Source organism: Ideonella livida (assembly GCF_010499455.1).
GTDB lineage: Bacteria > Pseudomonadota > Gammaproteobacteria > Burkholderiales > Burkholderiaceae_C > Ideonella > Ideonella livida.
The window spans coordinates 1-23,776 of the sequence record NZ_JAAGOH010000019.1; the positions used below are offsets into that span (position 1 = coordinate 1).

The following is a 23,776-nucleotide window of genomic DNA, read 5'->3' on the forward strand; positions in this document are numbered from 1 at the left end:
GGCCGCTGGGGCTTCTGGAAGTGTTTCGACCGTCTGCGCCTGGATGGGCGGCCTTGGAATCACAAGCGGGTCTGGCGCGTGTATTGCGAGTTGGGCCTGAACATCCCGCGCCGCACGAAACGACGCATTCCCAAGCGAGATCCGGTGCCGCTGGCAGCGGCGCCCTTGGTGAATCAGGGTTAGGCCCTGGACTTGATGCACGCCGTGCTCTACGACGGCAGGCGGTTCCGCACGCTCAACGTGATCGACAAGGCCAACCGGGAGGCTCTGGCCATCCAGGTGGCCCAGTCGCTGCCGGCGTCGATGCTGATTCGGACGATGGACCGCTTGGTCGATTGGTACGGCGTACCGCAGTCGATCCGGATGGACAACGGGCCGGAGATGACCAGCCACGACTTCGTCGAATGGGCCTGGCGCCGGGGCATCACGCTCAACTACATCGAGCCCGGCGAGCCCAACCAGAACGCCCACATCGAGCGCTTCAACCGGACGTTCCGCACCGAGGTGCTGGACGCCTGGCTGTTCAACTCCATCGAACAGGTCCAGGCCATCGCCGACGACTGGCTGACCCAATACAACGACTACCGACCGCATGACGCGCTGGGCGGCGTACCGCCTCGACAGTTCATGCCACGACTGACCACCACCGCCGCGGACTCTGGAAATCGACTGTCTACTTGACGGGGGAGCTTACGGCAACGGCTGCCTCTTGCGTGGGGCCTCAGCCGCGCGGTGCGCGCGGCTCCGGGTTGAACCACTTGTCCCACTCGTCCCAGGTGGACTCCATGACGTCCAGGCCTTCCAGCCCCGGCACGCCACTGTGGGGGGCCGTGGACGTGCGGCCGGCCGGTTCGTGGCCAGACGGGGCGTGGGGCGCGTGGTGCGGGTGGTGGGGGGGCAGGGGGGCGCGCATGGCGGTCTCCTGGGAAAAGTGAACAGCTGAAGGGGCCGCGTTGGGCGGGCTGAAGCCTGCGTGGGCGACGAGGCGGCAGTCTGTCCGAGGCCCTGCGCTGCAGCATCCCCCATCCAGGGGGTCCCCCCTGCCTCGAAATGGGGGGGGTTGAGCGGTCGTTTACCGCCGATTGGCGGTGGCCTGGGGCCCCTGGGGTGTGCGGCTGGCGGTGGGGCGGGTCAAGTCTTGGGGCCGGCGGCCGATACAGAGGCGTCTTGGCCCATCGCCTGAGGACCCGTCCATGTCCGTCACCCTCCGTCAGCCGGCCACGCGTCGGCGCTGCCTGGGCCGCTTGGCCGCCGCCGGCGTGGCCGCCACCTGGCCCGGCCTTGCTGCGCGTGCGCAGGGGCCGGCACCGGTGCGGGTGGGCTTGACCGCCGAGTTCAAGATGAGCCTGAGCACCAGCGACGACGCGCTCCGGCTGGGGCTGCAGCTGGCGGTGGAGGACATCAACGCCAGCGGCGGGGTGCTGGGGGGGCGGCCCCTGCAGCTGGAGCTGCGCGATGACCGCAGCGTGCCGGCCCGGGGGGTGGAGAACCTGCGCGAGCTGGCGGCGCTGCCGGATCTGGTGGCGGTGTTCGGCAGCCGCTTCAGCCCGGTCGTCAGCGAGATGGCGCAGGTGGCGCCCGAGGTGCGCTGCCCGGTCATCACGCCCTGGTCGGCCGGCAACACGGTGCTGGACCCCAAGCGCCGGCCGGAGTGGGCCTTCCGCGTCTCGCTCAATGACACTTGGGCCCTGCGCACCCTGATGCGTGCGGCCCAGGCGGAGGGCCACAGCCGGCTGGGCCTGCTGGTGCCCAACTCAGGCTGGGGGCGCAGCTGCCATGCCGCGGCCGAGGCATATGCCGCCGCCCACCGTGGCGTGCAGCTGCTGCCGGCGCGCTGGTACAACTGGGGGGGTGAATCCACGCTGGTCGAGCATGTGATCCAGCTGCGCCAGGCCGGCATGCAGGGGCTGGTGCTGGTGGCCAATGAGCCAGAAGGCAAGGTGCTTTGCCATGAGCTGCTGGCGCTGCCGGCGGCCAGCCGGCCGCCGATCTACAGCCACTGGGGCATTGCCGCCGGAGACTTTCCGCAGCTGGTGGGCGCCCGTCTGGCCGAGCTGGACCTGCGCGTGGTGCAGACCCGCGCGCTGCTGATGCACCGGGATCCCCGGGGCCAGCGGCTGCTGCAGCGCGCCGCGCAGCAGATGGGGCTGGCCGATCCCCTGCGCCTGCCGTCGCTGGTGGGCTTGGGTCATGCCTACGATGCCTTGCAGTTGCTGCGCTTGGCGGTGCAGCAGGCTGGCAGCACCCGGCGCGAGGCGGTGCGCGAAGCGTTGGAGCACTTGCCGGCCCATGAGGGGGTGGTGCGCCGCTATGCGCCTGCCTTCACGCCGGAGCGGCATGAGGCGCTGGCCGAATCCGATGTGCTGTTGGCCCGCTGGGACGCCCAGGGCCGCCTGCAGGCGGTGTAAGCATGGCGCTCACCCCTACACCGCCTGGCGAGCCCCGACGCGGCCCGCAGGGGCCTGAAGGCCCGGCCAGCCTGGCCGCGCGCTTGAGCCAGGGGGGGCGGCGCATGGTGCGCCTGGGCATGGCCTTGGTGGGCAGCCTGTCGCTGGTGGTCATCGTCTGGCTGCTGCTGCAGCGCGCCGACGCCGAACTGGTGCAGGCGGGTCAGGACATGGGCCAGGCCCTGCAGCGCCAGCTGGGGCAGAGCCGCGCCGGGTTGGCGGAGCTGGCACGTCGTTCATTGGTGCGCAATGCGCTGGTGGACCCGGCGGGCCGGGCGGCCTACCTCAGCCCCACGCTGCGTGAGCACCGGGCGGGTCACCCGGCCCTGGCGGCCCTGTGGCTGACCGACCACCGCGGCGAAGTGCTGGCCCGTGCCGAGGGCGGCCCCGGGCCGATGGCGCCGCCGGCCGACCTGCACCGCGCGGTGTTGGCGCTGGCCACCGAGGTGCTGCGCACAGAGCGCGCGGGCGAGCGTCTGGTGCAGGCCGAAGGCCGCTGGTGGTGGGTGCTGGGCGAGCCGGTGGTGTTTGCCACCACGGGCACGACCGAGGGCAGCCTGGTGGGCTGGCTGGACTTGGGTCAGCTGGTGCTGCCCGAGCTGGCAGGCCTGGCGCCGCGCTGGCACCTGGCGCTGCGTCACCAGGGCGTGCCGGTGCTGGTGGCTGGACCGGGGCAGGCGGTGCGCACGGCCGAGGCGGCGCCAGGCGCCGCCCAGCCCGGCGCCTGGCGGATGTTCACCCGCCGCTGGGACTTGGGCCTGGCGCGCCGGGCGGGCATGCCGGCCGCGCCGGGCTTTGAGTTGTCACTGGCCATGCCTTGGCACGTGGCGCTGGGGCCGGCCGTCTGGGTGGCGCTGGGCTACCTGCTGACCGGCTGGGGCCTGCTGGCCCTGGTGGTGCGGCGCACTGGTCGGCTGGCCGAGCAGGCGGTGGCGCCGCTGCGTGAGCTGCAGCAGGCCGCTCAGCTGGTGGCTGGGCAGGGGCTGGACGCCAGCCGGCCGCTGCGGGTGGTGGCCGCGGGGCAGGGCGGCTCGGAGGTGCTGAGCCTGACGGCCAGCTTTGAGGCCATGCTCCATCGCCTGGCCGAGGCGCAGGCCAGTCTGGAGGAACAGGTGGCCCGGCGCACCGCCGAACTGACCCAGGCCAAGCGCCGTCTGGACGACACCCTGGCCAGCCTGAGCGACGGGGTCTACGCCCTCGACCCCGAGGGCCGCGAGCTGGTGTTCGCCAGCCCGCCCACCTGGGCCCTGCTGGGGCTGGCCCAGGACGCCACACCCATGGTGCGCGACTGTCTGGCCCGACTCCTGAGGCCGCAGGACTGGCAGGCGCAGGAGGCCGCGCGCCAGCAGGCCCTGGCCACCGGCCGGGCCTGCGTGCGGTTGCCCTTGCACCGGCCTGGCCAGCCCCCGCGCTGGCTGGAGAACCGCATGACCGTGCAGCGTGACGCCCAGGGCGAGCCTTTGCGCATTGACGGCCTGCTCACCGACATCACGGCCACGGTGCAGGCCACGCACGACCGGGAGCAGGCGCAGGCCGGCCTGCGCCTGCGGGACCGGGCCCTGGCCTCCACCGGCAACGGTGTGCTCATCCTGGCCATGCAGGTGGACGGCCCGGCGCGGGCGGTCTATGCCAACCCCGCCATGGCCCAGATCTCCGGCACCAGCCTGGAGGACCTGCTGAGCCTGGACGGTGAGGTGCTGGCCGGCCATGTGGTGGGCGACGAGGTGCGCGAGGCCCTGCGGGCCTGCGTGCTGGAGCACCGCGACGTGCGCACCACCACCCGCCTGCGCCGGCGCGACGGCAGCCAGATCTGGTGCGACATCACCATCAGTCCCATGGCCCGCGAGGATGACCTGCCCACGCCGCAGGCCCTGGGCGGCAGGCCCTGGACCGAGCATGTGGTGGTGGTGCTGGATGACGTGACCGCCCAGCACCACGCCCAGGAAACATTGGAGCTGCGCAACCGCGCCATCGACGCCAGCCACAACGGCATCGTGCTGACCGATGTGCGCCAGCCCGGCGGCCCCATGGTGTTTGTCAACGAAGGCTTCACCCGGCTGACCGGCTACACGCGGCAGCAGGCCCTGGGGCGCAGCTGCAGCTTTCTGCAGGGCCCTGAGCGCGACCAACCCGGCCTGCAGGCGTTGCGCCACGCCATCGAGGCGGGCCAGCCCTGCCGCGTGGTGCTGTCCAACTACCGGCGGGACGGCCGGCGCTTTGACAACGACCTGTCCATCGCCCCGCTGCGCGACGAGGCCACCGGCGAGGTCACGCACTACATCGGCGTGCTCACCGACATCACCAGCCAGCTGCACAGCCAGCGCCTGCTGGCCGACCAGTTCGCGCGGCTGGACGCCATCCTGGCGCTCAGTCCCGACGGATTCGTCTCATTTGACGCCCAGGGCCATGCGGTGTCGGTCAACCCCGCCTTCGAGCGGCTGACGGGGCTGCCGGTGGCCGAGCTCATCGGCCTGTCCGGTCCCGACTTCGAGGCCCGGATGGCCGACCAGATCCAGGAGGTCAACCCGCCGGGCGTGGCCCATTGGCTGGCTGAACTGGGGCAGGATGCCACCGGCGACCCGGAGGACGCCGAGACCCGCGCCGTGCAGTCCGACGTGCTGGTCCTGCGTGGACCGCCCCAGCGGGTGGTGGTGCGCAGCGTGCGCGAATGCAGCGCCGCCAGTGTCACCCGTGTCATGCAGCTGCGCGACATCACCCGAGAAACCGAGGTGGACCGCATGAAGAGCGAATTCCTCTCCACCGCCGCCCACGAGCTGCGCACCCCCATGGCCAGCATCCGCGGCTTCTCCGACCTGCTGCTCATGCGCAAGTTCGACGAGGCCCGCACCCGGGACATCCTGCAGACCATCAACCGCCAGTCCATCTGGCTGACCGACATGGTCAACGAGCTGCTGGACCTGGCGCGCATCGAGGCCCGCAAGGGCAAGGACTTCACCCTGGAATGCTGCCCGCTGCAGGACCTGGTGCAGGCGGGCGTGCAGGGCCTGCTGGTGCCCGGTGACACCCGCAAAGTCCAGGTCGATCTGCCCGAGGCCCCGGTATGGGTGAGCGTGGACCGCGCCAAGTTCCAGCACGCCTTGGGCAATGTGCTGTCCAACGCCTACAAGTATTCGCCCGGCGGTGGCGAGATCCACCTGGCGGTGCTGTCCCCGGCGGCGCCGGGGGCGCGGGTGGGCGTGCAGGTGCGCGACCAGGGCATCGGCATGAGCCCCGAGCACGCCCGCCGCGCCTTCGAGCGCTTCTTCCGGGCCGACGCCTCAGGCAACATCCCCGGCACCGGCCTGGGCCTGGCCCTGGTCAAGGAGATCGTCGAGCTGCACGGCGGCGAGGTGGCGTTGCACAGCGCGCTGGGGGAGGGCACCACCGTCACCCTGTGGTGGCCGGCCTGTGAGCCGCCGCCGTCCTCTGCCCTGGCCGCAGACGCGCCGGCCCCTGAGGTCGCCACGGCGGTGACGGAGTCCGCCCCATGAACGCCCGCACTCCCCATGAGCGCCCGCTGCGGGTGCTGGTCATCGACGACTCCAGCGTGGTGCGCCAGCTGGCGGTGGCCATGCTGGCCCGCGCCGGCTACGTGGTGGAGCAGGGCAGCCAGGGCGAGGAAGGCCTGGCCCTGGCCCGGCGCACGCCGCCCGACCTCATCGTCTGCGACATCCACATGCCCGTGCTCGACGGCTGGGGCTTTGTCGCCCAGGCCCGCGCCTGCCCGGAGCTGCAGACCGTGCCCATCCTCATGCTCACCGGCATCCAGGACCGGGAGAGCGCCCGTCGCGCCATGTCCACCGGCGCCGACGACTACCTGACCAAACCCTGGAAATCCGAGGAACTGCTGCAGGCGGTGCAGGCCCTGGCCCACAAGCGCGCCCGCCACCGGGCCGAGACCGAGCGCTCCCTCAACCACCTGCGCGGCGCCATCCTCTCCACCGTGCCCCACGAGCTGCGCACCCCGCTCACCAGCATCCTGGGCCTGACCCGGCTGATGATCGACCGCCTGGACCGCTACCCGCCTGAGCGCCTGCGCGAGATGCTCGCCAACGTGCACGAGTCCGCCACCCGCCTGGGCCGCACCATCACCCGGATGATGGAATGGTCCGAGCTCACCGCCCATGCCCCGGTGCCGGTCCTGGCCCCGCCGGTGGCCGCCCTCGATCACCTGCAGGCCCTGCTGCATGACCCCGCCATGCTGCGCGAGATTGCCGCCGGCGTGGGGGGCGACTGCCGCATCGCCCCCCCGCTGGTGCTCAACGGCCACAGCCTGCAGCTGCGGCTGGAGCCCGGCGCGCTGTGCTGCGCGCCGGAGGACCTTCGGCGCATGCTGGTGGAGCTGTTGGCCAATGCGGTGCGCTTCTCCCAGGCCGGCATGCCTGTGGGCCTGACCGGGCGGACGCTGGAGGGCGGCTACCGCCTGGAGGTTGCCAACGTCGGCGTGGGCATCGCCGCAGACTTCCTGGCCCGCATGGGCGCCTTGGCCCAGGCCGACCGCGAGCGCCACGAACAGCAGGGCATGGGCCTGGGCCTGGCCATGACCCAGCTGTGGGCCCAGCGCAACGGCGCGCAGCTCAGCTGGCCGCGCCACGACGGCCACCCCACCATCTTCCGGCTGGACTTTCCCGCACCGGCCGACAAGGCACCGTCCCTGCCCGCCCCCTCGCCCCCCTGAGCCACCGGCCCCCGGGTGCAGGCGCCACCCTTGGCCGCCCGGCCGGCGCCCTCTGTCCATCCTGGGCAACCCCTCCCCAGCTTGGGCACTTCCCGGCGGCCGGATCACTGGAGAAACTCCGCCGACCGCGGCGGCCTGCGGTGGGCCCTCCGGCCCCAGCCGCCGCCCTGATCCAAGGGGAGTGCCTGCATGCGTGGTGGACAGCAGATCAAGAACCGGGGCCGTGGACCGCGCCCCCTGGGTGCCGCGCGCACCGTGGTGGGCCTGGGCCTGGCGGCTGCGGCCGCGGCCGCGGCCTGGGCGCCGGCCAGCCTGGCCGCAGGCGAGGACGTCCAGCGGGTCATCGTGGTGTTCAAGCCGCAGGTGGGCGCGGCCGCCCGCACGGCCTTGCCGCTGCAGGGCGGACAGGTCCGCCTGAGCCTGCCGGAGGACAACGCCGTCGCCGTCGAGCTGCCGGCCGGTGCGGTGGAGGCCCTGCGCCGCCATCCCTCGGTGGCCCAGGTGCATGAGGATGTGCGCCGCTACCCCATGGGGCTGGCCGACCCGTCCAAGCCGCCCTACCGCCGCGGTCAGCTGGTGCCCTACGGCATCCCCATGGTGCAGGCCGACCAACTGCCCGTCGGCGATGCCCAAACCGGCAACCGCAAGCTCTGCATCATCGACTCGGGCTACGACCGCAGCCACGAGGACCTGGCCACCAACAAGGTGGACGGCGAGTACGACAGCGGTACCGGCTGGTGGCACACCGACGAGACCCACCACGGCACCCATGTGGCCGGCACCATCGCCGCCATCAACCAGGCCGGCGTGGGGGTGGTGGGCGTCAACCCCGGGCGCCGCCTGCAGCTGCACATCGTCAAGGTCTTCGGCGAGGGGGGGGACTGGACCTACTCCTCCAGCCTGACCAAGGCCGCGCGCAAATGCCAGGCCGCGGGCGCCAACATCATCTCCATGTCCTTGGGCGGCGCCACGCCGACGCCCTTCGAGCGCGACGCCTTCGCCAGGCTGGCGGCCGACGGCATCTTGTCCATCGCCGCGGCCGGCAACGCCGGCACTTCCGCCACCTCGTACCCGGCGGGCTATCCCAGCGTCATGTCCGTGGCGGCGGTGGACATCCAGCGCAAGCGCGCATCGTTCTCGCAGTTCAACCCTGACGTGGAGATCGCTGCCCCGGGCGTGGCGGTGCTGTCCACCGTGCCCATGGGCCAAGGGCGTGAAGCCACGCTCAGCGTGGCCGCCACCGCCTACGCCCCCCAGCCGTTTGACGGCACGCCGGTGGCCAGCGCCAGCGGCCCCCTGGCCGACTTTGGCGAAGGCACGGCGGTGGACCCGGCCATGGCCGGCAAGGTCTGCCTGATCCGGCGGGGCACCATCTCCTTTGCCCAGAAGGTGGTCAACTGCCAGCAGAGCGGCGGCGTGGCGGCGGTGGTCTACAACAACGAGGCCGGCGGCTTGGCGGGCACCTTGGGCGGCGTGACCACCACCATCGCCTCGGTGGGCGTCTCCGACACCGAGGGCCAGGCCCTGCGGGCCCAGCTGGGGCAGGGTGCCACGGTGCAAGTCAGTGCCACCGACTACGCCTACTTTGACGGCACGTCCATGGCCACGCCGCATGTCTCCGGTGTGGCGGCCCTGGTGTGGAGCTATTTCCCCCAGTGCAGCGCGGCGCAGATCCGCACCACGCTGCAGAAGTCGGCCCTGGACTTGGGGCCCGCCGGTCGCGACAAGTGGTACGGCTTCGGTCTGGTCCAGGCCAAGGCGGCCCATGACCGCCTGGCCAGCCTGGGCTGCGCCAACTGAGTGGGCTCCCGCCGCCGCCGGCCCTCAGGCGGTGGCCTCCATCACCATCAGGCCGGCGGCCGTGTTGGAGATGGGGATGTGGTAGTTGCGGTGCACCTCGCGGGCGCCCTCGCCCAGCGCGGCGCGGCTGGCCAGCCACATCAGCAGCTCAATGCCCTGGGTGCCGGCCTTCTCCACCAGCTCGGCCGAGTTCCACTGCGTGGCCCACTGCGGGTTGGTGGTCAGGCTGTCCATGAAGGCCAGGTCGAAGGGCTTGTTGATATGCCCGGCGCGCTCGCCTTCCAGCTGGTGGCTCAGGCCGCCGGTGCCCAGGATCAGCACGCGGGAGTCGCTGTCCCAGCCGCGGATGGCCTGGCCGATCTGCTCGCCCAGCTTCCAGCAGCGCTTGGCCGAAGGCACCGGGAACTGCACGGTGTTGATGCACACCGGCACCACCTTCACCGGCCAGTTCTGGTCAGGCCACAGCAGCGCCATCGGCAGGGTGAAGGCATGGTCCACCAGCATTTCCTGGCAGGTGGTCAGGTCAAATTCCGCCTCGGTCAGGCGCTCGATCAGGTGCCAGGACAGGTCTTGGTCGCCGGTGAACGCCGGGATGGTGGGGATGCCCCAGCCTTCGTCAGCATTGGTGTAGCGGGGGGCAGCGCCGATGGCGAAGGTCGGCATCTTGTCCAGGAAGAAGTTCAGGCCGTGGTCGTTGTAGAGCACGACGACGGTGTCGGGCCGCGCGTCTTTCAGCCAGGTGCGGGCGTTGAGGTAGCCGTCAAAGAAGGGCTTCCAGTACGGCTCGTTCTGGAGGTTCTTGAAGATGGCCTTGCCGATGGCAGGCACGTGCGAGGTGGTGATCGCGCCGACGATGTGAGCCATGGTGTGTGTTCTCCGGTGTGCGTTGCTGCGGGTGGGGCAGGGGCTTTCAGTCTTGGGCGTAGGCATTGAGCTTGGCCTGGAACTCGGCCTTGGTCATGCCCGTCTGCTGCGCCCCGATGTCCTGCATGTCCAGCCCGAAGATGCCGGCGAACTTGGCCAGGTAGTAGGCGTTGCCGCCCGCCTCCAGCAGCTGCAGCACGTTCTTGGCACGGATGGCGGCGGCCTGCTGCTCGTTCAGGCCGTACTTGGCCATGTAGCCCTCTTCGTCGGCCACAAAGGCCTGGCGGTTGGCGGCCTCGTTGAAAGAGAAGCACATCTTGTTGAGCGCGTAGCCCTTGCGGGCCATGGCGGCGTCAAACAGCTGGGTGCCGGGGATGTTGCACATGGGTTGTCTCCGTCGTTGCCGTGGGTGGGTAAGGCGATGAGCGCCAGTATCGGAATCACCACTCCATCAATAAACAGATGGATACTCATTAAACGCATGAGCAATTTCGATCATTTGGACCTGGACGGCCACGCCTTGCGCCTGCTGCTGGCGGTGCAGGAGGAGGGCTCCATCACCCGCGCGGCGCACCGGCTGGGCGTGACCCAGTCCGCCGTGAGCCATGGGCTGGACAAGCTGCGCGCCATCGTGGGCGACCCGCTCTTCGTCAAGTCGGGGCGCGGCATCGTGGCCACCGCCCAGGCCGAGCTGCTGGCGCGCCGCGCCCGCACCCTGCTGGAGGACCTGCGCGCCTTCAGCCTGGCGGCAGGCTTCGAGCCGGCCCGGTTGACCGCGCAGTTCACCGTGGCCGCCAATGACCTGCAGCGGGACCTGCTGTTGCCGGCGCTGCTGCGGCGGCTGCGCGCCCAGGCGCCGCAGGTCAGCCTGCGCATCATCCCGTCCGGCGCGCCGCGGCCCGAGCTGCTGCGCGAGGGGGGATGCGACCTGGTCATCACCCCGCGCCCGCCCGAGGCCGGCGACCTGGTGCAGAAGCGCCTGTTCACCGACCGCTACGCCGTGTTCTACGACCCGGCCTGCCGCACCGCACCCGAGAGCGCCGAGGCCTACCTGGCGGCCGAGCATGTCACGGTGGTCTACGAGCCCCGCCGTGCGCTGGACGTGGACCAGTGGCTGGCCGCGCAGGGGGTGTCGCGGCGCTTTGTGGCCACCGTGCCCGGCCTGGGGGGGTTGGGGGCCCTGCTGCGCGGGGGGGACTGGCTGGCCACCGCCCCTTCGCTGATGGCGCGTGGCGCCTTGCGCGACCTGGCCCACGCCCCGGTGCCCGTGCCCACGCCGCCCATGCCCATGTATGCGGTGTGGCACCAGCGCCACCACAGCGACCCGGTGCACCAGTGGCTGCGCGCCCAGCTGGAGGCGGTGGTGGGGCCGGCGCTGGTGGCGGATTGAGGCACCGCGCCGCGCCGGTTGGGGGCCGGCGCGCGGCGGTCGCGGGTCGGCGGCGGGCCTGGTGTGTCCAGGGTTTTGCAGCACCCTCCTGCGGACAGGGGCGATAATGAAAAGTTGTTATCAATAAAGAGCGGCGCCCGGGGCGCGTTAGCCCGACAGGCCGCCGCCCACGCCCCATGTCCTCCCGCTTCCTGTGCCCTGTGCCGCCTGCCCGCCCTGCCGTCTCTTTCCGTCCGCGTCCGAGTGCGGTGGCCCTGGCGGCCCTGGCGAGCCTGACCCTGGGCTTGGCCGCGCCCTACGCCTGGGCCGATGGCGAGTCCGCCATGTCGATGAGCCGCGTCACCGTCACCGCCGCCGCCACCGGCCCGCTGAGCAGCCGCAGCGTGCTCACCTCCGTCGACGTGCTGGGCGGTGAGGAGGTGGCCGAGCACCAGGTGATGAACAGCTGGGCGCTGCTGGGCCGGCTGCCGGGCGTGCAGCTCACCGAGACGGGCATGGGCGCGGAGTCGGGCAAGGCGACCTTTCGCGCCTTCAACGGCGAGGGCTACCTCAACGGCATCAAGGTGCTCATCGACGGCATTCCCAGCAACGTCAACAGCGGCAACCAGCGTTTCATCGACATGGTGCTGCCCCTGGACGTGGAGCGTATCGAGGTGGTGCGCGGCACCAACGACCCCCGCTGGGGCCTGCATGCCATCGGTGGCCATGTCGACCTGCAGACCCGCCAAGGGGGGCAATACACCGAGGGGCGCCTGTCCGCCGGCACTGCCGGGCTGCGCGAGGGGCAGCTGGCTGTGGGCCGCGAGTCCGATGGACTGGCGCAGAACTACATCCTGGGCCTGCAGCAGGCGCAGGGCTACCGCCGCCATGCCGCCAGCGACAAGCTGACGCTGGGCGGGAAGTGGTTCTACAGCCTGCCCGGCCAGGGCCTGCGCCTGGGGCTGGTGGCCCGGGCGCAGCACCACGAGGCCGAGGAACCGGGCTTCCTGACCGCCACCCAGATGGCCGAGGACCGGCGCCAGAGCCCTGCCCACAACGCCCACGATGGCGACGAGCGCGAGATGCGTCAGCTCAGCGGGCACCTGGATTGGGCGCTGCGGCCGACGCTGCACCTGAGCACCCGGCTCTACCTCAACCGCTACGAAGACGACCGCCGGGTGACCTTCACCGGCAACGCCGGTCTGGGCAACAGCCCGCGCCAGCGCCGCCAGTGGGACGAGACCCAGCAGGGCGTGTTGGCCTCGCTGACCTGGCGCGCCAGTCCCGCGCTGGTGGTGGAGGGCGGCCTGCAGCATGAGCGCCAGGACAACACCTACCGCCGCGACCGCTATGCCTACGCCCTGCCGACCGATTTCGACACCCCGGCCAGCACCTCCAACGACGACCGCTACACCTTGAACCACACCGGCCTCTGGTCCCAGGTGGTGCTGCGTCCGGCCGAGCGCTGGCGGGTGGTGCCCGGCCTGCGGCTGGACCACCTGGATGGCGACACCCTGCTGCGCACCAGCGGCGTGCAGGGGGAGCTGCAGAAGAGCGGCTGGATCCGCCAGCCCAAGCTGAGCGTGCTCTACACCCTGGCGCCGCAGGCGAGTGTGTACGCCAACTGGGGCCGCACCTTCCAGGTCCTCACCGGCTCGCGGGCCCCGGCCTATCTCACCGCCACCGGCCAGGCCACCTTCGCGCCGTCGATCAACACCGGGCGCGAGCTGGGCGTGAAGTTCGAGCCGCTGTCCACGCTGACGGTGCGCGGCGCCCTCTGGCGCCAGGACGCCACCGACGAGGTGGCCAACATGCCCAGCACCGGCACCACCGTCGGCCTGGGCCGCACCCGACGCCAGGGCGTGGACCTGCAGGCCCGCTGGACGCCTTCGGAGGTCTGGCTGCTGTGGACCGCCCTGGCCTGGCAGGAGGCCCGCGTGGTGCAGGCCTACACCGCCGCCGGCACCTCGCTGGCGGGTCGCGAGGTGTTTGCCACCCCGCGCCATGTCAGCCAGGCCGGGTTGGAGTACCGGCCTGATGCGCAGTGGCGCCTGGGGCTGCAGGCCCGCGCTCAGGGCGACTACTACATCGACGACCTCAATGCCCAGGGCAAGTGGGGGGCCCAGCGCCAGGTTGACCTGAGCGTGCGGCGCCAGCTTGGCCCGCAGCTCAGCGTGGACCTGGAGGTCAAGAACCTCACCGACCGCGAGCAGGCCTACGTCTGGTACGACAGCTTCTTCTGGCCCACCGGGCAGGCGCAGCCCATGTTCTCGCCGGCGGCGCCGCGCACCGTGGTGCTCTCCCTGCACCTGCGGCAGTGAGCGTCGTGCCGTTGACCGGGTGGCAGGCCCGCTGCGGCCCGTCCCGCCGCGGCCTGCTGGCCGGCGCCGGGACCTTGCTGCTGCCCGCAGGCGCAGCCGGCCGGGCCGCGACTGCCGAGGGGCCCCTGCGCATCGTCGGCCCCTGGGAGATCAGCGGCCTGGAGCCGGCCAGCAGTGGCCATTTCTTCACCGGTCTGCAGGTGGCCCAGACCCTGGTGGACGCTGACGACACCGGCCGTCTGCGGCCTGGCCTGGCCGCCGCCTGGCAGGTGGCCGAGGAGGGCCTGAGCTGGCGGCTGACCCTGCGCGCGGGCGTGCAGTTCCATGATGGCAGCCCCCTCACCGCGACCAGCGTGGCCCGGGCCCTGCAGCGCGCCCATGGTCGGCCGGGCTTGCTGCGTCTGGCGCCGCTGACGGCGGTGGATCCTGAAGGTCCGCTCCAGCTGCGGTTGCGGCTCAGCCGCCCCTTTGCCCTGCTGCCGGCGCTGCTGGCCCATCCCAGCACGCTGGTGCTGGCCCCGGCCAGCCTGGGCGCGGGGGGAGGGGTGGAGCGCATCATCGGCACCGGCCCCTACCGGGTGGCGGCCTTGGCCGCCCCCCAGCGCGTGCAGGTGCAGGCCGCCGACCCCGCCTCCCCTTGGCCGGTGCGCCGGGCGCACTACCTGCAGGCCTCGCGGGCCGAGACCCGGGCGCTGATGGCCGAGGCCGGCCAGGCCGACCTGGCCATTGGCCTGGACCCCGCCAGCCTGGCCCGCCTGCGTGGGCATCCGGCGGTGCGGGTGCTGCAGGTCATGCTGCCGCGCACCCTGATCCTCAAGCCCCACTGCGGCCACCGCTGGCTGGCCGACCTGCGCGCCCGCCAGGCCCTGTCGCTGGCACTGGACCGTGCGGGCATCGCCGCGGGCCTGCTGCGCGACCCCACCCTGGCCGCCGGCCAGCTCCTGCCGCCGCTGCTGAAGGACTGGCACCAGCCCGCGCTGCCCGCGCTGCGGCACGATCCCGGACAGGCCCGCGCCCTGTGGGCCCAACTGGGCTGGCGGCCCGGGCCCGACGGGATCTTGCAGCGGGGCCAAGAGCGCTTGCGCCTGACCCTGCGCACCTTTCCGGACCGGCCCGAGCTACCCCTGGTGGCCGCCGCGGTGCAGGAGCAGCTGCGGCTGACCGGCGTGGACTGCCGGGTGCTGGTGGGCAACGCCAGCGAGCTGCCCCTGCGCCACCGCGACGGCAGCCTGGAGCTGTCCTTGGCCGCCCGGCACTACGCCCTGGTGCCCGATCCCCTGGGCACGCTGCTGCAGGACTTCGGCCCCGAGGGCGGTGACTGGGGGGCCCTGGGCTGGCACAGCCCGGCGCTGCAACAGGCCCTGGACGCCCTCAGCCGGGGCAAGGGCGACGCCGCGCGCTGGCGGCGGCAGGCCGTGACCGCCTTGCATGAAGGCCTGCCGGTCATCCCTCTGGCCTGGTACCGGCACAGCGTGGCGGTGCCCCCCGCGCTGGCCGGCCTGTCCCTGGACCCCCTGGAGCGCAGCTGGCGCCTGACGGAGATGGCATGGCCCCGGCCCGTGGTGTCCTGACTCGTTTGGCGCCGTCCGTCGGTGGCGCGCGCTTGCGCTTGATCCTGGCGCTGCTGCGTCAGGTCCTCAAGGCCACGGCCACGGCGGTCTGGGTGGGCTTGGTGGTGGGCGTGCTCAGCTTTCTGGCGCTGCGCGCCCTGCCAGGTGATGACGCCTACCGTGTGGCCGCCGCCCGCTACGGCCACGACCTGGTGGATGGCCATGCCGCCGCTGCCGTGCGGGCCGAACTGGCCGGCGACGCCGCCCCCGGCGCCGCCCTGTGGCGCTGGCTCTGCGGCCTGGCGCAGGGGGAACTGGGCGTCTCGCGGGTCAATGCCGAGCCGGTGGCCGCGCTGCTGGCGCATGAGGCGGCCGCCAGCCTGAGCCTGGCCGGCGCGGCGCTGGCGCTGGCCCTGCTGGGGGCCGTGCCCTTGGGCCTGGCCAGTGGACTGCGCCCGGGCGGTGCGGTCGACCGCCTTAGCCTGGCGCTGGCGGCAGTGCTGCGTGCCGTGCCGCCCTTTGTGCTGGGCCTGTTGCTGATGCTGTTGATGTCGGTGCAGGCGGGGGTGCTGCCCGTGGCGGACCCCAGCCAGGGCGGCGGCCCCTGGCTGCCCGCGCTCACCCTGGCCTTGCCCCTGGCCGCCGGTGCGGCGCGGGTGCTGCGCGAGACGGTGCTGACCGTGGCCGCCTCACCCGCCTGGGCCTTTGCCTGCAGCAAGGGCCTGCCGGCACCCGTGCGGTGGTGGCGCCATGGCCTGCGGGTGGCAGTGGCGCCGCTGCTGAGCTGGCTGGGCGTGCAGGCCGTGCTGCTGGTGGAAGGGGTGGTGGTGGTGGAGTCCCTGTTCGCGCGCCCGGGTTTGGGCCACGCCTTGGTACACGCCATTTTTGGGCGCGACGTGCCCGTGCTGCAGGGCGCCGCCTTGGCGCTGGGCGGCGGGCTCGTGCTGTTCAACCTGCTGCTGGAGTCGGCCCTGCTGCTGCTCGACCCCCGGCGGCGCGATGGGGAGGTGGGCTGATGGCCGGGACATGGCGATGGCGAGGCCCCGGGTGGGCGGTGGGCTGGGGCGTGGGCCTGCTGCTGGCCTTGGCCGTGCTGGCGCTGCTGGGGCCGGTGCTGGGGGCGGATCCGCGAGTGCAGGACCTCTCTCGCGTGCGGGAGGCGCCGTCCGCCCGCCACTGGCTGGGCACCGACCTGCTGGGCCGTGACCAATTCAGCCGGCTGACCCACGCCCTGCGCCTGTCCCTGAGCCTGGCGCTGGGGGCGGTGGCACTGGCTGCCGCCGCCGGCACGGCCCTGGGCTTGTGGGCCGCCTGGCGCGGGGGCTGGGCCGATGGGTTGTGCCGCCGCCTGGCCGACGCGGTGCAGGCCCTGCCTGCCCTGCTGCTGGTCCTGCTGGTGGCGGCGGTGGCCCCCGGGGCCTTCTGGCCGCTCTACGCCGGCTTGGTGCTGTGCCTGTGGGTGGAGTTCTTCCGCGTGGTGCGGGTCCAGGCGCGGCAGGTGCTGGCGGGCCCGCCGGTGGAGGCCTCACGCCTGCTGGGCTTCGGGTCGGGCTGGATCCTGCGGCATCACGTGGTGCCGGCGCTGGCGCCGGTGCTGCTCACCCAGGCGGCCCTGGGCGCTGCGACCACGGTGCTGGCCCTGTCAACCCTGGGATTTGTGGGCGTGGGCCTGCAGCCGCCCGCGGCCGAGCTGGGGGTGATGCTGGTGGAGCTGCTGCCCAGTTGGCGCGAGGCGCCCTGGCTGCTGCTGCCGCCACTGCTGGCCCTGGCCGTGCTGAGCGTCGCGTTGCTGCTGCTGGCGGATGCTCTGGGCGCCACGCGCCCGATGGAGTCGGCTGCATGACCCCCTTGCTGGCGCTGCGTGGCCTGGGTGTGTGGGCTGGCGGGCAGGCGCTGCTGCAGGACGTGTCGCTGCGGCTGGCCCCCGGCGGCGCGCTGTGCGTGCTGGGCCAGAGCGGCAGTGGCAAATCCTTGCTGGTGCAAGCCGTGCTGGCCCAACTGCCCGCCGGGCTGCGCGCCACGGGTGAGGTGGTGGTGCAAGGCCGGGTGTTGGATGAGACGGCCCGCCGCGCCGCCTGGGGCCGCCAGCTGGCGGTGCTGCCGCAGGAGCCGGTGGTGGCGCTCAACCCCTGCCTGCGGGCCGACAGTCAGGTGGCCGAGGTGCACCGCTGGGTGCTGCGCCGGCCTGCGGCGCAGGCCTGGGCCGCGGCCCGCCAGGCGCTGCAGGCCTTGGGCCTGCCGCCGGCCGTGCAGTCGCGCTGGCCGCACCAGCTCTCCGGTGGCATGGCCCAGCGGGTGGCGCTGGCCGCGGCGTTGGCGGGTGGTGCGCCCCTGGTGCTGGCCGACGAGCCCACCAAGGGCCTGGACCCGCAGCGCCGTGACGAGGTGGTGGCCCAGCTGCAGGCGGTACGTGCGGCCGGCGGGGCGGTGCTGGTGGTCACCCACGACCTGACCGTGGCCCGGGCCTTGGGCGACCAGGTGCTGGTGGTCAACGGCCAGGGCGTGGTGGAGCAGGGCCCGGCCGACGAGGTGCTGCAGCGGCCGCGGCAGGCCTACACCCGCGCGCTGCTGGCGGCCGATCCGTCCGCCTGGGCGGCGCGCCCGGCGGCCCGTCCGCCAGCCGCTGCGGCCACGCCGCTGCTGCAGGCCCAGGGCCTGCGCTGGGCGGGCCGTGGACCGGCGCTGCACGGTGCCGCCGGGCTGGACTTGACGGTGCAGGCCGGTGAACGCTGGGCGCTGCTGGGGCCCAGCGGTGTGGGCAAGACCTCCTTGGGGCAGCTGTTGCTGGGCCTGGCCCGGCCCGATGCCGGCCAGGTGCAGCGGGCCTCGGGGCTGGGACCTCAGGCCTTTCAAAAGCTCTACCAAGACCCGATTTCGGCCTTTGCGCCCCAGCGGTCCTTGCGGCGGTCCTTGCAGGCGCTGCTGCGCCTGCACCGCCTGCCCGAACGGGCGCTCTGGCAGGGCTGTGAGGCCCTGGGCCTGAGCCCAGACCTGCTGGCGCGCTGGCCGCAGGCGGTCTCGGGCGGAGAGCTGCAGCGGGTGGCGCTGCTGCGCGTGCTGCTGCTGCGCCCCGCGCTGATCTTTGCCGACGAGCCCACCTCGCGCCTGGACCCCCTCACCCAGCAGCGGGTGCTGGGCGTGCTGGACCGGGAACTGCAGGCCCGCGGCACGGCGCTGCTGCTGGTCACCCATGAACCGGGCCTGGCCCGGCACCTGACCGACCGGGCCCTGACCCTGGGCTGAGGGGGCCCGTCAGCGCCGGGCCACCCCAGGGGACAGGCCCGTTCAGGCCGCCTGGGCCCGTGCCGGCAGGCCGGACAGCGTCTGCGCCAGCAGGTCCAGCCCGGTGCTGATCTCGCCTTCGCTGCTGTTGAGGCGAGGCATGAAGCGCAGGCAGTGCGGCCGGGCGGCGTTGATCAGCAGGCCGCGCTGGCGCGCCGCGGCCACCAGGGCCGGGCCACGGGTGTCACCCAGCTCCAGCGCCCACAGCAGGCCGGCGCCGCGCACCCCGCCCAGGCCATGCTGCGCGGACAGGGCCCGCAGCCCCTCGGCCAGTTGGGTGCCGCGGGCCTGCACCTGGGCCAGAAAGGCAGGCCGGGCCAGCTCCTCCAGCACCGCCAGCGCGCCGGCGCACATCAACGGGTGGCCGCCAAAGGTGCCGCCCTGGTCGCCGGGCTCGAACACACTGGCCTCGCGGCTGGCCAACAGGGCCGAGATGGGAATGCCGCCGCCCAGGCCCTTGCCCAGGGTCAGGATGTCGGGCCGCACGCCGTAGTGCTCAAAGCCGAACAGCGTGCCCAGCCGGGCGCAGCCGGTCTGCACCTCGTCCAGGATCAGCAGCAGGCCGTGGGCATCACACAGGTCGCGCAAGCCGTGAAGGAAGTCCGGTGTTGCCGGGCGCACGCCGGCCTCACCCTGCACCGGCTCCAGCATCACCGCCACGGTCTGCGGGCCGATCAGGGCGCGCACCGAGTCCAGGTCGTTCCAGCGCGCCTTGGCAAAGCCGGCCGGCTGCGGGGTGAACATCGTCTCCCAGCCCGGCTTGCCGCTGGCCGCCATGGTGGCCAGTGTGCGGCCGTGGAAGGCGTTGTCAAAGGTGATGATCTCCCAGGCCCCGGACCTTCGGGCTCGCCCCCACTTGCGCGCCAGCTTGATCGCCCCCTCGTTCGCCTCCGCCCCGGTGCTCCCGAACCAGGCCTGGTGCATCCCCGTCAAGCCGCACAGCCGCTCGGCCAGGGCCAGCGAGGGCTGGTTGTGCAGGGCCGGGCTGGGCGTGAGCAGGGCGCCCGCCTGCGCCTGCAGCGCCTGGGCCAACACCGGCGGGCAATGGCCCAGCGCGTTCACCGCCCAGCCTTGCAGCCAGTCCAGGTAGCAGCGGCCCTGGGCGTCCCACAGCCAGGCGCCTTCACCGCGCACAAAGACCTCGGCCGGGCGCTCGGTGATGGGCATCAGGTGGCGGGCGGCGTCCAGGCGCTGGCCGGCGGGGTGGGGCTGTTGCAGCGGCGTCTGGCGCGGGACTTGGGGCGGCATGACGGGGAACATGGCGGTGGCCTTTCAGGGGGGAGGGGAGGGAGTGGCCCGGGAGCGGGCCGGAAAAACAAAAAGGCCACGGGGTGAGCCGTGGCCTTTTCGGGGGAGCGCGGTGGGGGGGGTCTTCAGGTCCTCATCGCGGGGTTCCTCCGGCGGCGCACGGCGGCATCGCACGGGCTCGAATAGCTCGTGCGGCGGCAGCGGCGGCGGAGGAAGCGCGGACAGCGCGGGACAAAACGCAAGACATGGGGGCGGAGTGTGGCGGCTTGAACTGTTCGCCGTCAAGCGGCTTTTGTCGGCATCTGCGGGCTTCGTGCGCGAGCGTCCGCGTCCACGCCTGAGCGTTGCGCCTGCTCGCGCCACGCGCGAGGGGCGTGGCCGGTGTGGCGCTTGAAAAAGCGGCAAAAGTAGGCCGGGTCCTCAAAGCCCAGCTCAAAGGCCAGGCGCGAGACGGGTGCCGCCACATGCACCAGGCGGCGGCAGGCTTCGCGCGCCAGTCGGGCATGCAACAGGGCCTGCGCGGTCAGGCCGGTTTCGGCCTTGACCATGCGGTTGAGCCGCTCCTCAGACAAGCCCAGCCGCTCAGCGTAGCGGCTCACTGGCCAGTGGCTCAGGTAGTGCGCCTCCAGCAGCACCACCCAGCGGGTGTAGAGGGCGCGCTGGCCGGGGCGCTCGGGCAGGCGGGCGGCGGCGTCTTGGCGGCGGGCGCAGCGGGCCAGGCGCCACACCACGCTGCGCGCCAGCCAGCCGGGCACGGGGCTGCCGTCACCGGGGCCGGCTTCGCGTTCGGCCTGCCGGTGCTCGGCCAGCAGGTTAGCCAGCAGCGCGGAGAGGGCGGCGGCCTCCTCGGCCTCGGGCTGCAGGGTGCGCGGCTGGGCGAACAGGGTCTGCAGCGCCTGGCCCACGCCGGCGGCGTCGCCCTCGGCCAGGGCGGCTGCGCTCAGCGTGAGCACCTGCCCCACTGCCCCCGGCGTGAAGCGGAAGGCGTGCACCACGCCCGGCGGGATCACCACCGCCACCGGTCCGGCCACGCAGGTGCCGGATTCGTCCAAGATCACCTCGGCCTCACCCAGCTGCAACCACAGCACTTGGTGCAAACCCTGATGGATGTGGGCCTGGATCTCCCAGGCGTACTGGCTGCTGCGGGCCTCGATTTCTTCCACGTGCAGCAAGGACATGCCGGGGGCGGCGGCCTCGCCATACAGGGCAAAGCTGGGCAAGGTGGTGGCGGTGGCGGGGCGGCGGCGAGGCATGAGGTGAGCATGCCGAGAGCACGGCAAAAGTGCAAGTTTGTGGGGGGATTCGTCCAGTGTGCAAAGGCCGGCCGGTTCGCAGAATTCGCTCCCATGGCGCCAAGACCCTGACGGCAGTCAGGTTTCAGAACCCCCAGGAGACAGCCTTGTTCAGCTTCGATCCTTACTCGCCGGCGGTGGACGCCGATCCGTTCCCGTACTACCAACGGCTGCGTGACGAGTTCCCCTGCTTCTGGAGCCCCGAGGCCCAGATGTGGATCCTCTCGCGCTACAGCGACATCGTCTCGGCCGGCCAAGACTGGCAGACCTACTCCAGCGCCAGCGGCAACCTGATGACCGAGCTGCCCGGCCGTGCCGGCGCCACCCTGGGCTCGTCAGATCCCCCCCGCCATGACCGCCTGCGTGGCTTGATCCAGCACGCCTTCATGAAGCGCAACCTGCTGGCGCTGGAAGAGCCCATCCGCGCCGTGGCGCAGCAGGTGTTTGGCCAACTGCAGGGGGTGGACGCGTTCGATTTCAAGGACGTGTCCTCGCAGTTCACCGTCAAAGTGTTGATGGCCGCCCTGGGTCTGCCCATGGGTGAAGACGCGCTGGTGCCCGAGCACGAGGTGCGCGAAAACGCCGTGCTGATGGTGCAGAGCGATGCCCGCACCCGGGCCAAGGGCCCGGAGCACATCGCTGCCTACAACTGGATGCAGGACTACGCCAGCCAGGTCATCGCCATGCGCCGGGCCGAGCCGCGCAATGACCTGATCAGCCACTTTGCTGCGGCTGAGATCGACGGCGACAAGCTTGACGAGCGCGAGGTGCTGCTGACCACCACCACCCTGATCATGGCCGGCGTGGAAAGCCTGGGCGGCTTCATGATGATGTTCGCCTACAACCTGGCCACTTTTGGCGAGGCCCGCCAAGCGGTGGTGGCCCAGCCCGAGTTGCTGCCCGACGCCATTGAGGAGAGCCTGCGCTTCAACACCTCGGCCCAGCGTTTCCGCCGCCGGCTGATGAAGGACGTGACCCTGCACGGCCAGACCCTGAAGGCCGGTGACTTCGTCTGCCTGGCCTACGGCTCGGGCAACCGCGACGAGCGCCAGTACCCCAACCCGGACCTCTATGACATCCACCGCAAGCCGCGCGGCCACCTGGGTTTTGGCGGTGGCGTGCATGCCTGCCTGGGCACGGCCATCGCTCGCCTGGCGGTGAAGATCGCCTTTGAAGAGTTCCACAAGGTGGTGCCGCAGTACCGCCGCGTGGCCGACCAGCTCCCGTGGATGCCTTCCTCCACCTTCCGCAGCCCGCTGGTGCTGATGCTCACCACGAAGTGAACCTTGACCCCCGGAGACGTCCCCATGCCCACCATCACCTTTGTTGAAGCCAACGGCACCCCAACCCCCGTGGACGTGCCCGAGGGCTGGAGCCTGATGCAGGCCGCCACCGCCCACGGCGTGGACGGCATCGTGGGCGAATGCGGGGGCTCCTGCGCCTGCGCCACCTGCCACTGCTATGTGGACGATCTGCTGGCCGCCCTGCTGCCGCCGGCCAGTGACAACGAGCTGGGCATGCTGGAGAACGTGGTGGCCGAGCGCCGCCCCCACAGCCGCCTGGCCTGCCAGATCAAGGCCACCGCCGCCATGGCCGGCGCGGTGGTCACGCTGCCGGAGTGCCAGGAGTGAGCACGCCCACGCCCACTGCGACGGCCGCCCCACTGGCGGCCGGTGAGGCGGCGCGCTTTGTGGCGGTGGGCGCCGGCCAGGCCGCGCTGGCCTGCGCCGAGGCGCTGCGCGCCCAAGGCTTCACCGGCGCCATCACCCTGCTGGGCGACGAGCCCTGGGGCCCCTATCACCGTCCGCCGCTCTCCAAGGCCTGGCTGGCCGGCGAGCTGGGTGCCGAGCAGCTGGCCATGCGGGCGCCCGCGCTGCTGGCCAAGAAGGGCATCACCCTGCGCACCGGCACCACCGTGCAAGCCATTGACCGTGCCGCCCGCGAGGTGCTGCTGGCGGGGGGTGAGCGCCTGCCCTACGACGGCCTGCTGCTGGCCACCGGCGCCACCCCGCGCCGCCTGCCGCTGCCCGGCGGCGACGCGCCCAACGTGCTGCCCCTGCGCACCCGTGCCGAGGCCGATGCCCTGGCCGCGGGCCTGGCCCGCTGCGCCGAGCTGAACCTGCCTCTGGTGGTCATCGGCGGCGGCTTCATCGGCCTGGAAGTGGCCGCCACCGCCCGCAAGAAGGGCTTGGCCGTGACCGTGCTGGAGGCCGCACCGCGCCTGCTGGGCCGGGTGCTGGCCCCAGTGCTGTCCGACTGGTTTGCCCAGTTGCACCGCCAGCACGGTGTGGCCCTGCACCTGGGTGCGCAGATCGAGGCCCTCGAAACCGATGCCGACGGCCTGGCCAGGGCCGTGCACCTGAAGGACGGCACCCGCCTGCCCTGCGCCCTGGTGGTGCTGGGCGTGGGCGTGGGCGCCAACGACGCCCTGGCCAGCGCCTGCGGCCTGCCCACAGAGCGCGGCATCGTGGTGGACGCCTGCGGCCGCACCGCCGACCCGGCCATCGTGGCCGCCGGGGATTGCGCCGCCCGCCGCCTGCCCGACGGCAGCCTGCTGCGCCTGGAATCGGTGCAGAACGCCACCGAACAAGGCAAATCCGCCGCCGCCGCCCTGCTGGGCCAAGACCGCCCGTTTACCGCCACGCCCTGGTTCTGGAGCGACCAGTACGACAAGAAGCTGCAGATGGCCGGCCTGAGCACCGGCGCCGACGCCTGGGCGGTGCGCGGCGAGTTGACTGGCGAGGCCGGCTTCTCGGTCTGGCACTTCCGCGCCGGCCGGCTGATCGCGGTGGATGCCGTGAATCACGCCAAAGACCACCTGCTCAGCCGCAAGCTGCTGGAGGCGGGGGTGAGCCCGACGCCCGAGCAGGTGGTGGATCTGGGGTGTGACTTGGCGGCTAGGCTTCAGGCCTGAACCCTGGCCGG

General features: G+C 72.4%; 19 protein-coding genes and 1 pseudogene. 15 read left to right on the top strand and 5 right to left on the bottom strand.

Annotated elements, in window-relative coordinates:
* Together G3A44_RS15130 and G3A44_RS15135 are read left to right on the top strand one after the other, a co-directional pair.
* Positions 1–183: pseudogene (locus G3A44_RS15130) on the top strand (IS3 family transposase); the annotation flags it as partial.
* Positions 184–195: 12 nt separating this feature from the next.
* Positions 196–681, top strand: coding sequence for an integrase core domain-containing protein (locus G3A44_RS15135; protein ID WP_163458478.1), 486 nt, complete (start codon positions 196–198; stop codon positions 679–681).
* A gap of 40 nt (positions 682–721) precedes the next feature.
* Here G3A44_RS15135 and G3A44_RS15140 read toward each other — a convergent pair whose 3' ends face one another.
* Complete coding sequence (locus tag G3A44_RS15140; RefSeq protein ID WP_163458480.1) at positions 722–913, bottom strand: hypothetical protein; 192 nt, start codon at positions 911–913, stop codon at positions 722–724.
* Positions 914–1,193: 280 nt separating this feature from the next.
* On the opposite strand from G3A44_RS15140, the gene G3A44_RS15145 reads away from it, so the two are divergent.
* From G3A44_RS15145 to G3A44_RS15160, 4 genes are all read left to right on the top strand, one after another.
* Positions 1,194–2,408, top strand: a complete 1,215-nt coding sequence (locus G3A44_RS15145; protein WP_163458482.1) for an ABC transporter substrate-binding protein — start codon at positions 1,194–1,196, stop codon at positions 2,406–2,408.
* Between the two features lie 2 nt (positions 2,409–2,410).
* Complete coding sequence (locus G3A44_RS15150) at positions 2,411–5,938, top strand: PAS domain-containing protein (protein WP_163458484.1); 3,528 nt, start codon at positions 2,411–2,413, stop codon at positions 5,936–5,938.
* Positions 5,935–7,125, top strand: a complete 1,191-nt coding sequence (locus G3A44_RS15155) for an ATP-binding response regulator (RefSeq protein ID WP_163458486.1) — start codon at positions 5,935–5,937, stop codon at positions 7,123–7,125. Before G3A44_RS15150 ends, G3A44_RS15155 begins: the two co-directional genes overlap by 4 nt.
* Positions 7,126–7,314: 189 nt before the next feature.
* Positions 7,315–8,925: a S8 family serine peptidase gene (locus G3A44_RS15160; RefSeq protein ID WP_163458487.1), complete on the top strand. Its 1,611-nt coding sequence runs from the start codon at positions 7,315–7,317 to the stop codon at positions 8,923–8,925.
* Between the two features lie 24 nt (positions 8,926–8,949).
* On the opposite strand, the gene G3A44_RS15165 is transcribed toward G3A44_RS15160, so the two are convergent.
* Both G3A44_RS15165 and G3A44_RS15170 read right to left on the bottom strand, forming a co-directional pair.
* Positions 8,950–9,789 (bottom strand): class III extradiol dioxygenase family protein, encoded by an 840-nt coding sequence (locus G3A44_RS15165; protein WP_163458489.1) that lies wholly within the window; start codon positions 9,787–9,789, stop codon positions 8,950–8,952.
* A gap of 46 nt (positions 9,790–9,835) precedes the next feature.
* On the bottom strand, positions 9,836–10,174 hold the full coding sequence (locus tag G3A44_RS15170; protein WP_163458491.1) for a protocatechuate 4,5-dioxygenase subunit alpha: 339 nt from the start codon (positions 10,172–10,174) through the stop codon (positions 9,836–9,838).
* 96 nt (positions 10,175–10,270) lie between these two features.
* Here G3A44_RS15170 and G3A44_RS15175 point away from each other — a divergent pair, with 96 nt between their 5' ends.
* The 6 genes from G3A44_RS15175 to G3A44_RS15200 all read left to right on the top strand — a co-directional run bounded on the left by G3A44_RS15175 (position 10,271) and on the right by G3A44_RS15200 (position 18,272).
* Positions 10,271–11,179, top strand: coding sequence for a LysR family transcriptional regulator (locus tag G3A44_RS15175; RefSeq protein WP_163458493.1), 909 nt, complete (start codon positions 10,271–10,273; stop codon positions 11,177–11,179).
* Between the two features lie 176 nt (positions 11,180–11,355).
* Positions 11,356–13,479 carry a TonB-dependent receptor gene (locus G3A44_RS15180; protein ID WP_239061900.1) on the top strand — a complete coding sequence of 708 codons (2,124 nt, stop codon included), beginning with the start codon at positions 11,356–11,358 and terminating at the stop codon, positions 13,477–13,479.
* The gene (locus G3A44_RS15185; RefSeq protein ID WP_310734388.1) at positions 13,476–15,050 is read left to right on the top strand and encodes an ABC transporter substrate-binding protein; all 1,575 of its coding nucleotides are present in this window, start codon (positions 13,476–13,478) and stop codon (positions 15,048–15,050) included. The genes G3A44_RS15180 and G3A44_RS15185 overlap by 4 nt, the downstream gene beginning before the upstream one ends.
* 32 nt (positions 15,051–15,082) lie before the next feature.
* Positions 15,083–16,045, top strand: a complete 963-nt coding sequence (locus tag G3A44_RS15190) for an ABC transporter permease subunit (protein ID WP_239061901.1) — start codon at positions 15,083–15,085, stop codon at positions 16,043–16,045.
* Positions 16,045–16,872 carry an ABC transporter permease gene (locus tag G3A44_RS15195; protein ID WP_163458496.1) on the top strand — a complete coding sequence of 276 codons (828 nt, stop codon included), beginning with the start codon at positions 16,045–16,047 and terminating at the stop codon, positions 16,870–16,872. Before G3A44_RS15190 ends, G3A44_RS15195 begins: the two co-directional genes overlap by 1 nt.
* Positions 16,869–18,272 carry an ABC transporter ATP-binding protein gene (locus G3A44_RS15200; protein ID WP_163458498.1) on the top strand — a complete coding sequence of 468 codons (1,404 nt, stop codon included), beginning with the start codon at positions 16,869–16,871 and terminating at the stop codon, positions 18,270–18,272. Before G3A44_RS15195 ends, G3A44_RS15200 begins: the two co-directional genes overlap by 4 nt.
* Positions 18,273–18,314: 42 nt before the next feature.
* On the opposite strand, the gene G3A44_RS15205 is transcribed toward G3A44_RS15200, so the two are convergent.
* Positions 18,315–19,478 carry an aminotransferase class III-fold pyridoxal phosphate-dependent enzyme gene (locus G3A44_RS15205; protein ID WP_239061906.1) on the bottom strand — a complete coding sequence of 388 codons (1,164 nt, stop codon included), beginning with the start codon at positions 19,476–19,478 and terminating at the stop codon, positions 18,315–18,317.
* 362 nt (positions 19,479–19,840) lie between these two features.
* On the bottom strand, positions 19,841–20,812 hold the full coding sequence (locus G3A44_RS15210; RefSeq protein ID WP_163458502.1) for a helix-turn-helix domain-containing protein: 972 nt from the start codon (positions 20,810–20,812) through the stop codon (positions 19,841–19,843).
* Positions 20,813–20,958: 146 nt separating this feature from the next.
* On the opposite strand from G3A44_RS15210, the gene G3A44_RS15215 reads away from it, so the two are divergent.
* Genes G3A44_RS15215 through G3A44_RS15225 form a run of 3 tightly spaced genes read left to right on the top strand, consistent with a single transcriptional unit; the run spans position 20,959 to position 23,765 of the window.
* Positions 20,959–22,134 (top strand): cytochrome P450, encoded by a 1,176-nt coding sequence (locus tag G3A44_RS15215; RefSeq protein WP_163458504.1) that lies wholly within the window; start codon positions 20,959–20,961, stop codon positions 22,132–22,134.
* A 24-nt stretch (positions 22,135–22,158) separates the two neighbouring features.
* On the top strand, positions 22,159–22,482 hold the full coding sequence (locus G3A44_RS15220; protein ID WP_163458506.1) for a 2Fe-2S iron-sulfur cluster-binding protein: 324 nt from the start codon (positions 22,159–22,161) through the stop codon (positions 22,480–22,482).
* Complete coding sequence (locus tag G3A44_RS15225) at positions 22,479–23,765, top strand: NAD(P)/FAD-dependent oxidoreductase (RefSeq protein WP_310734389.1); 1,287 nt, start codon at positions 22,479–22,481, stop codon at positions 23,763–23,765. Before G3A44_RS15220 ends, G3A44_RS15225 begins: the two co-directional genes overlap by 4 nt.
* The last annotated feature ends 11 nt before the right edge of the window (positions 23,766–23,776 follow it).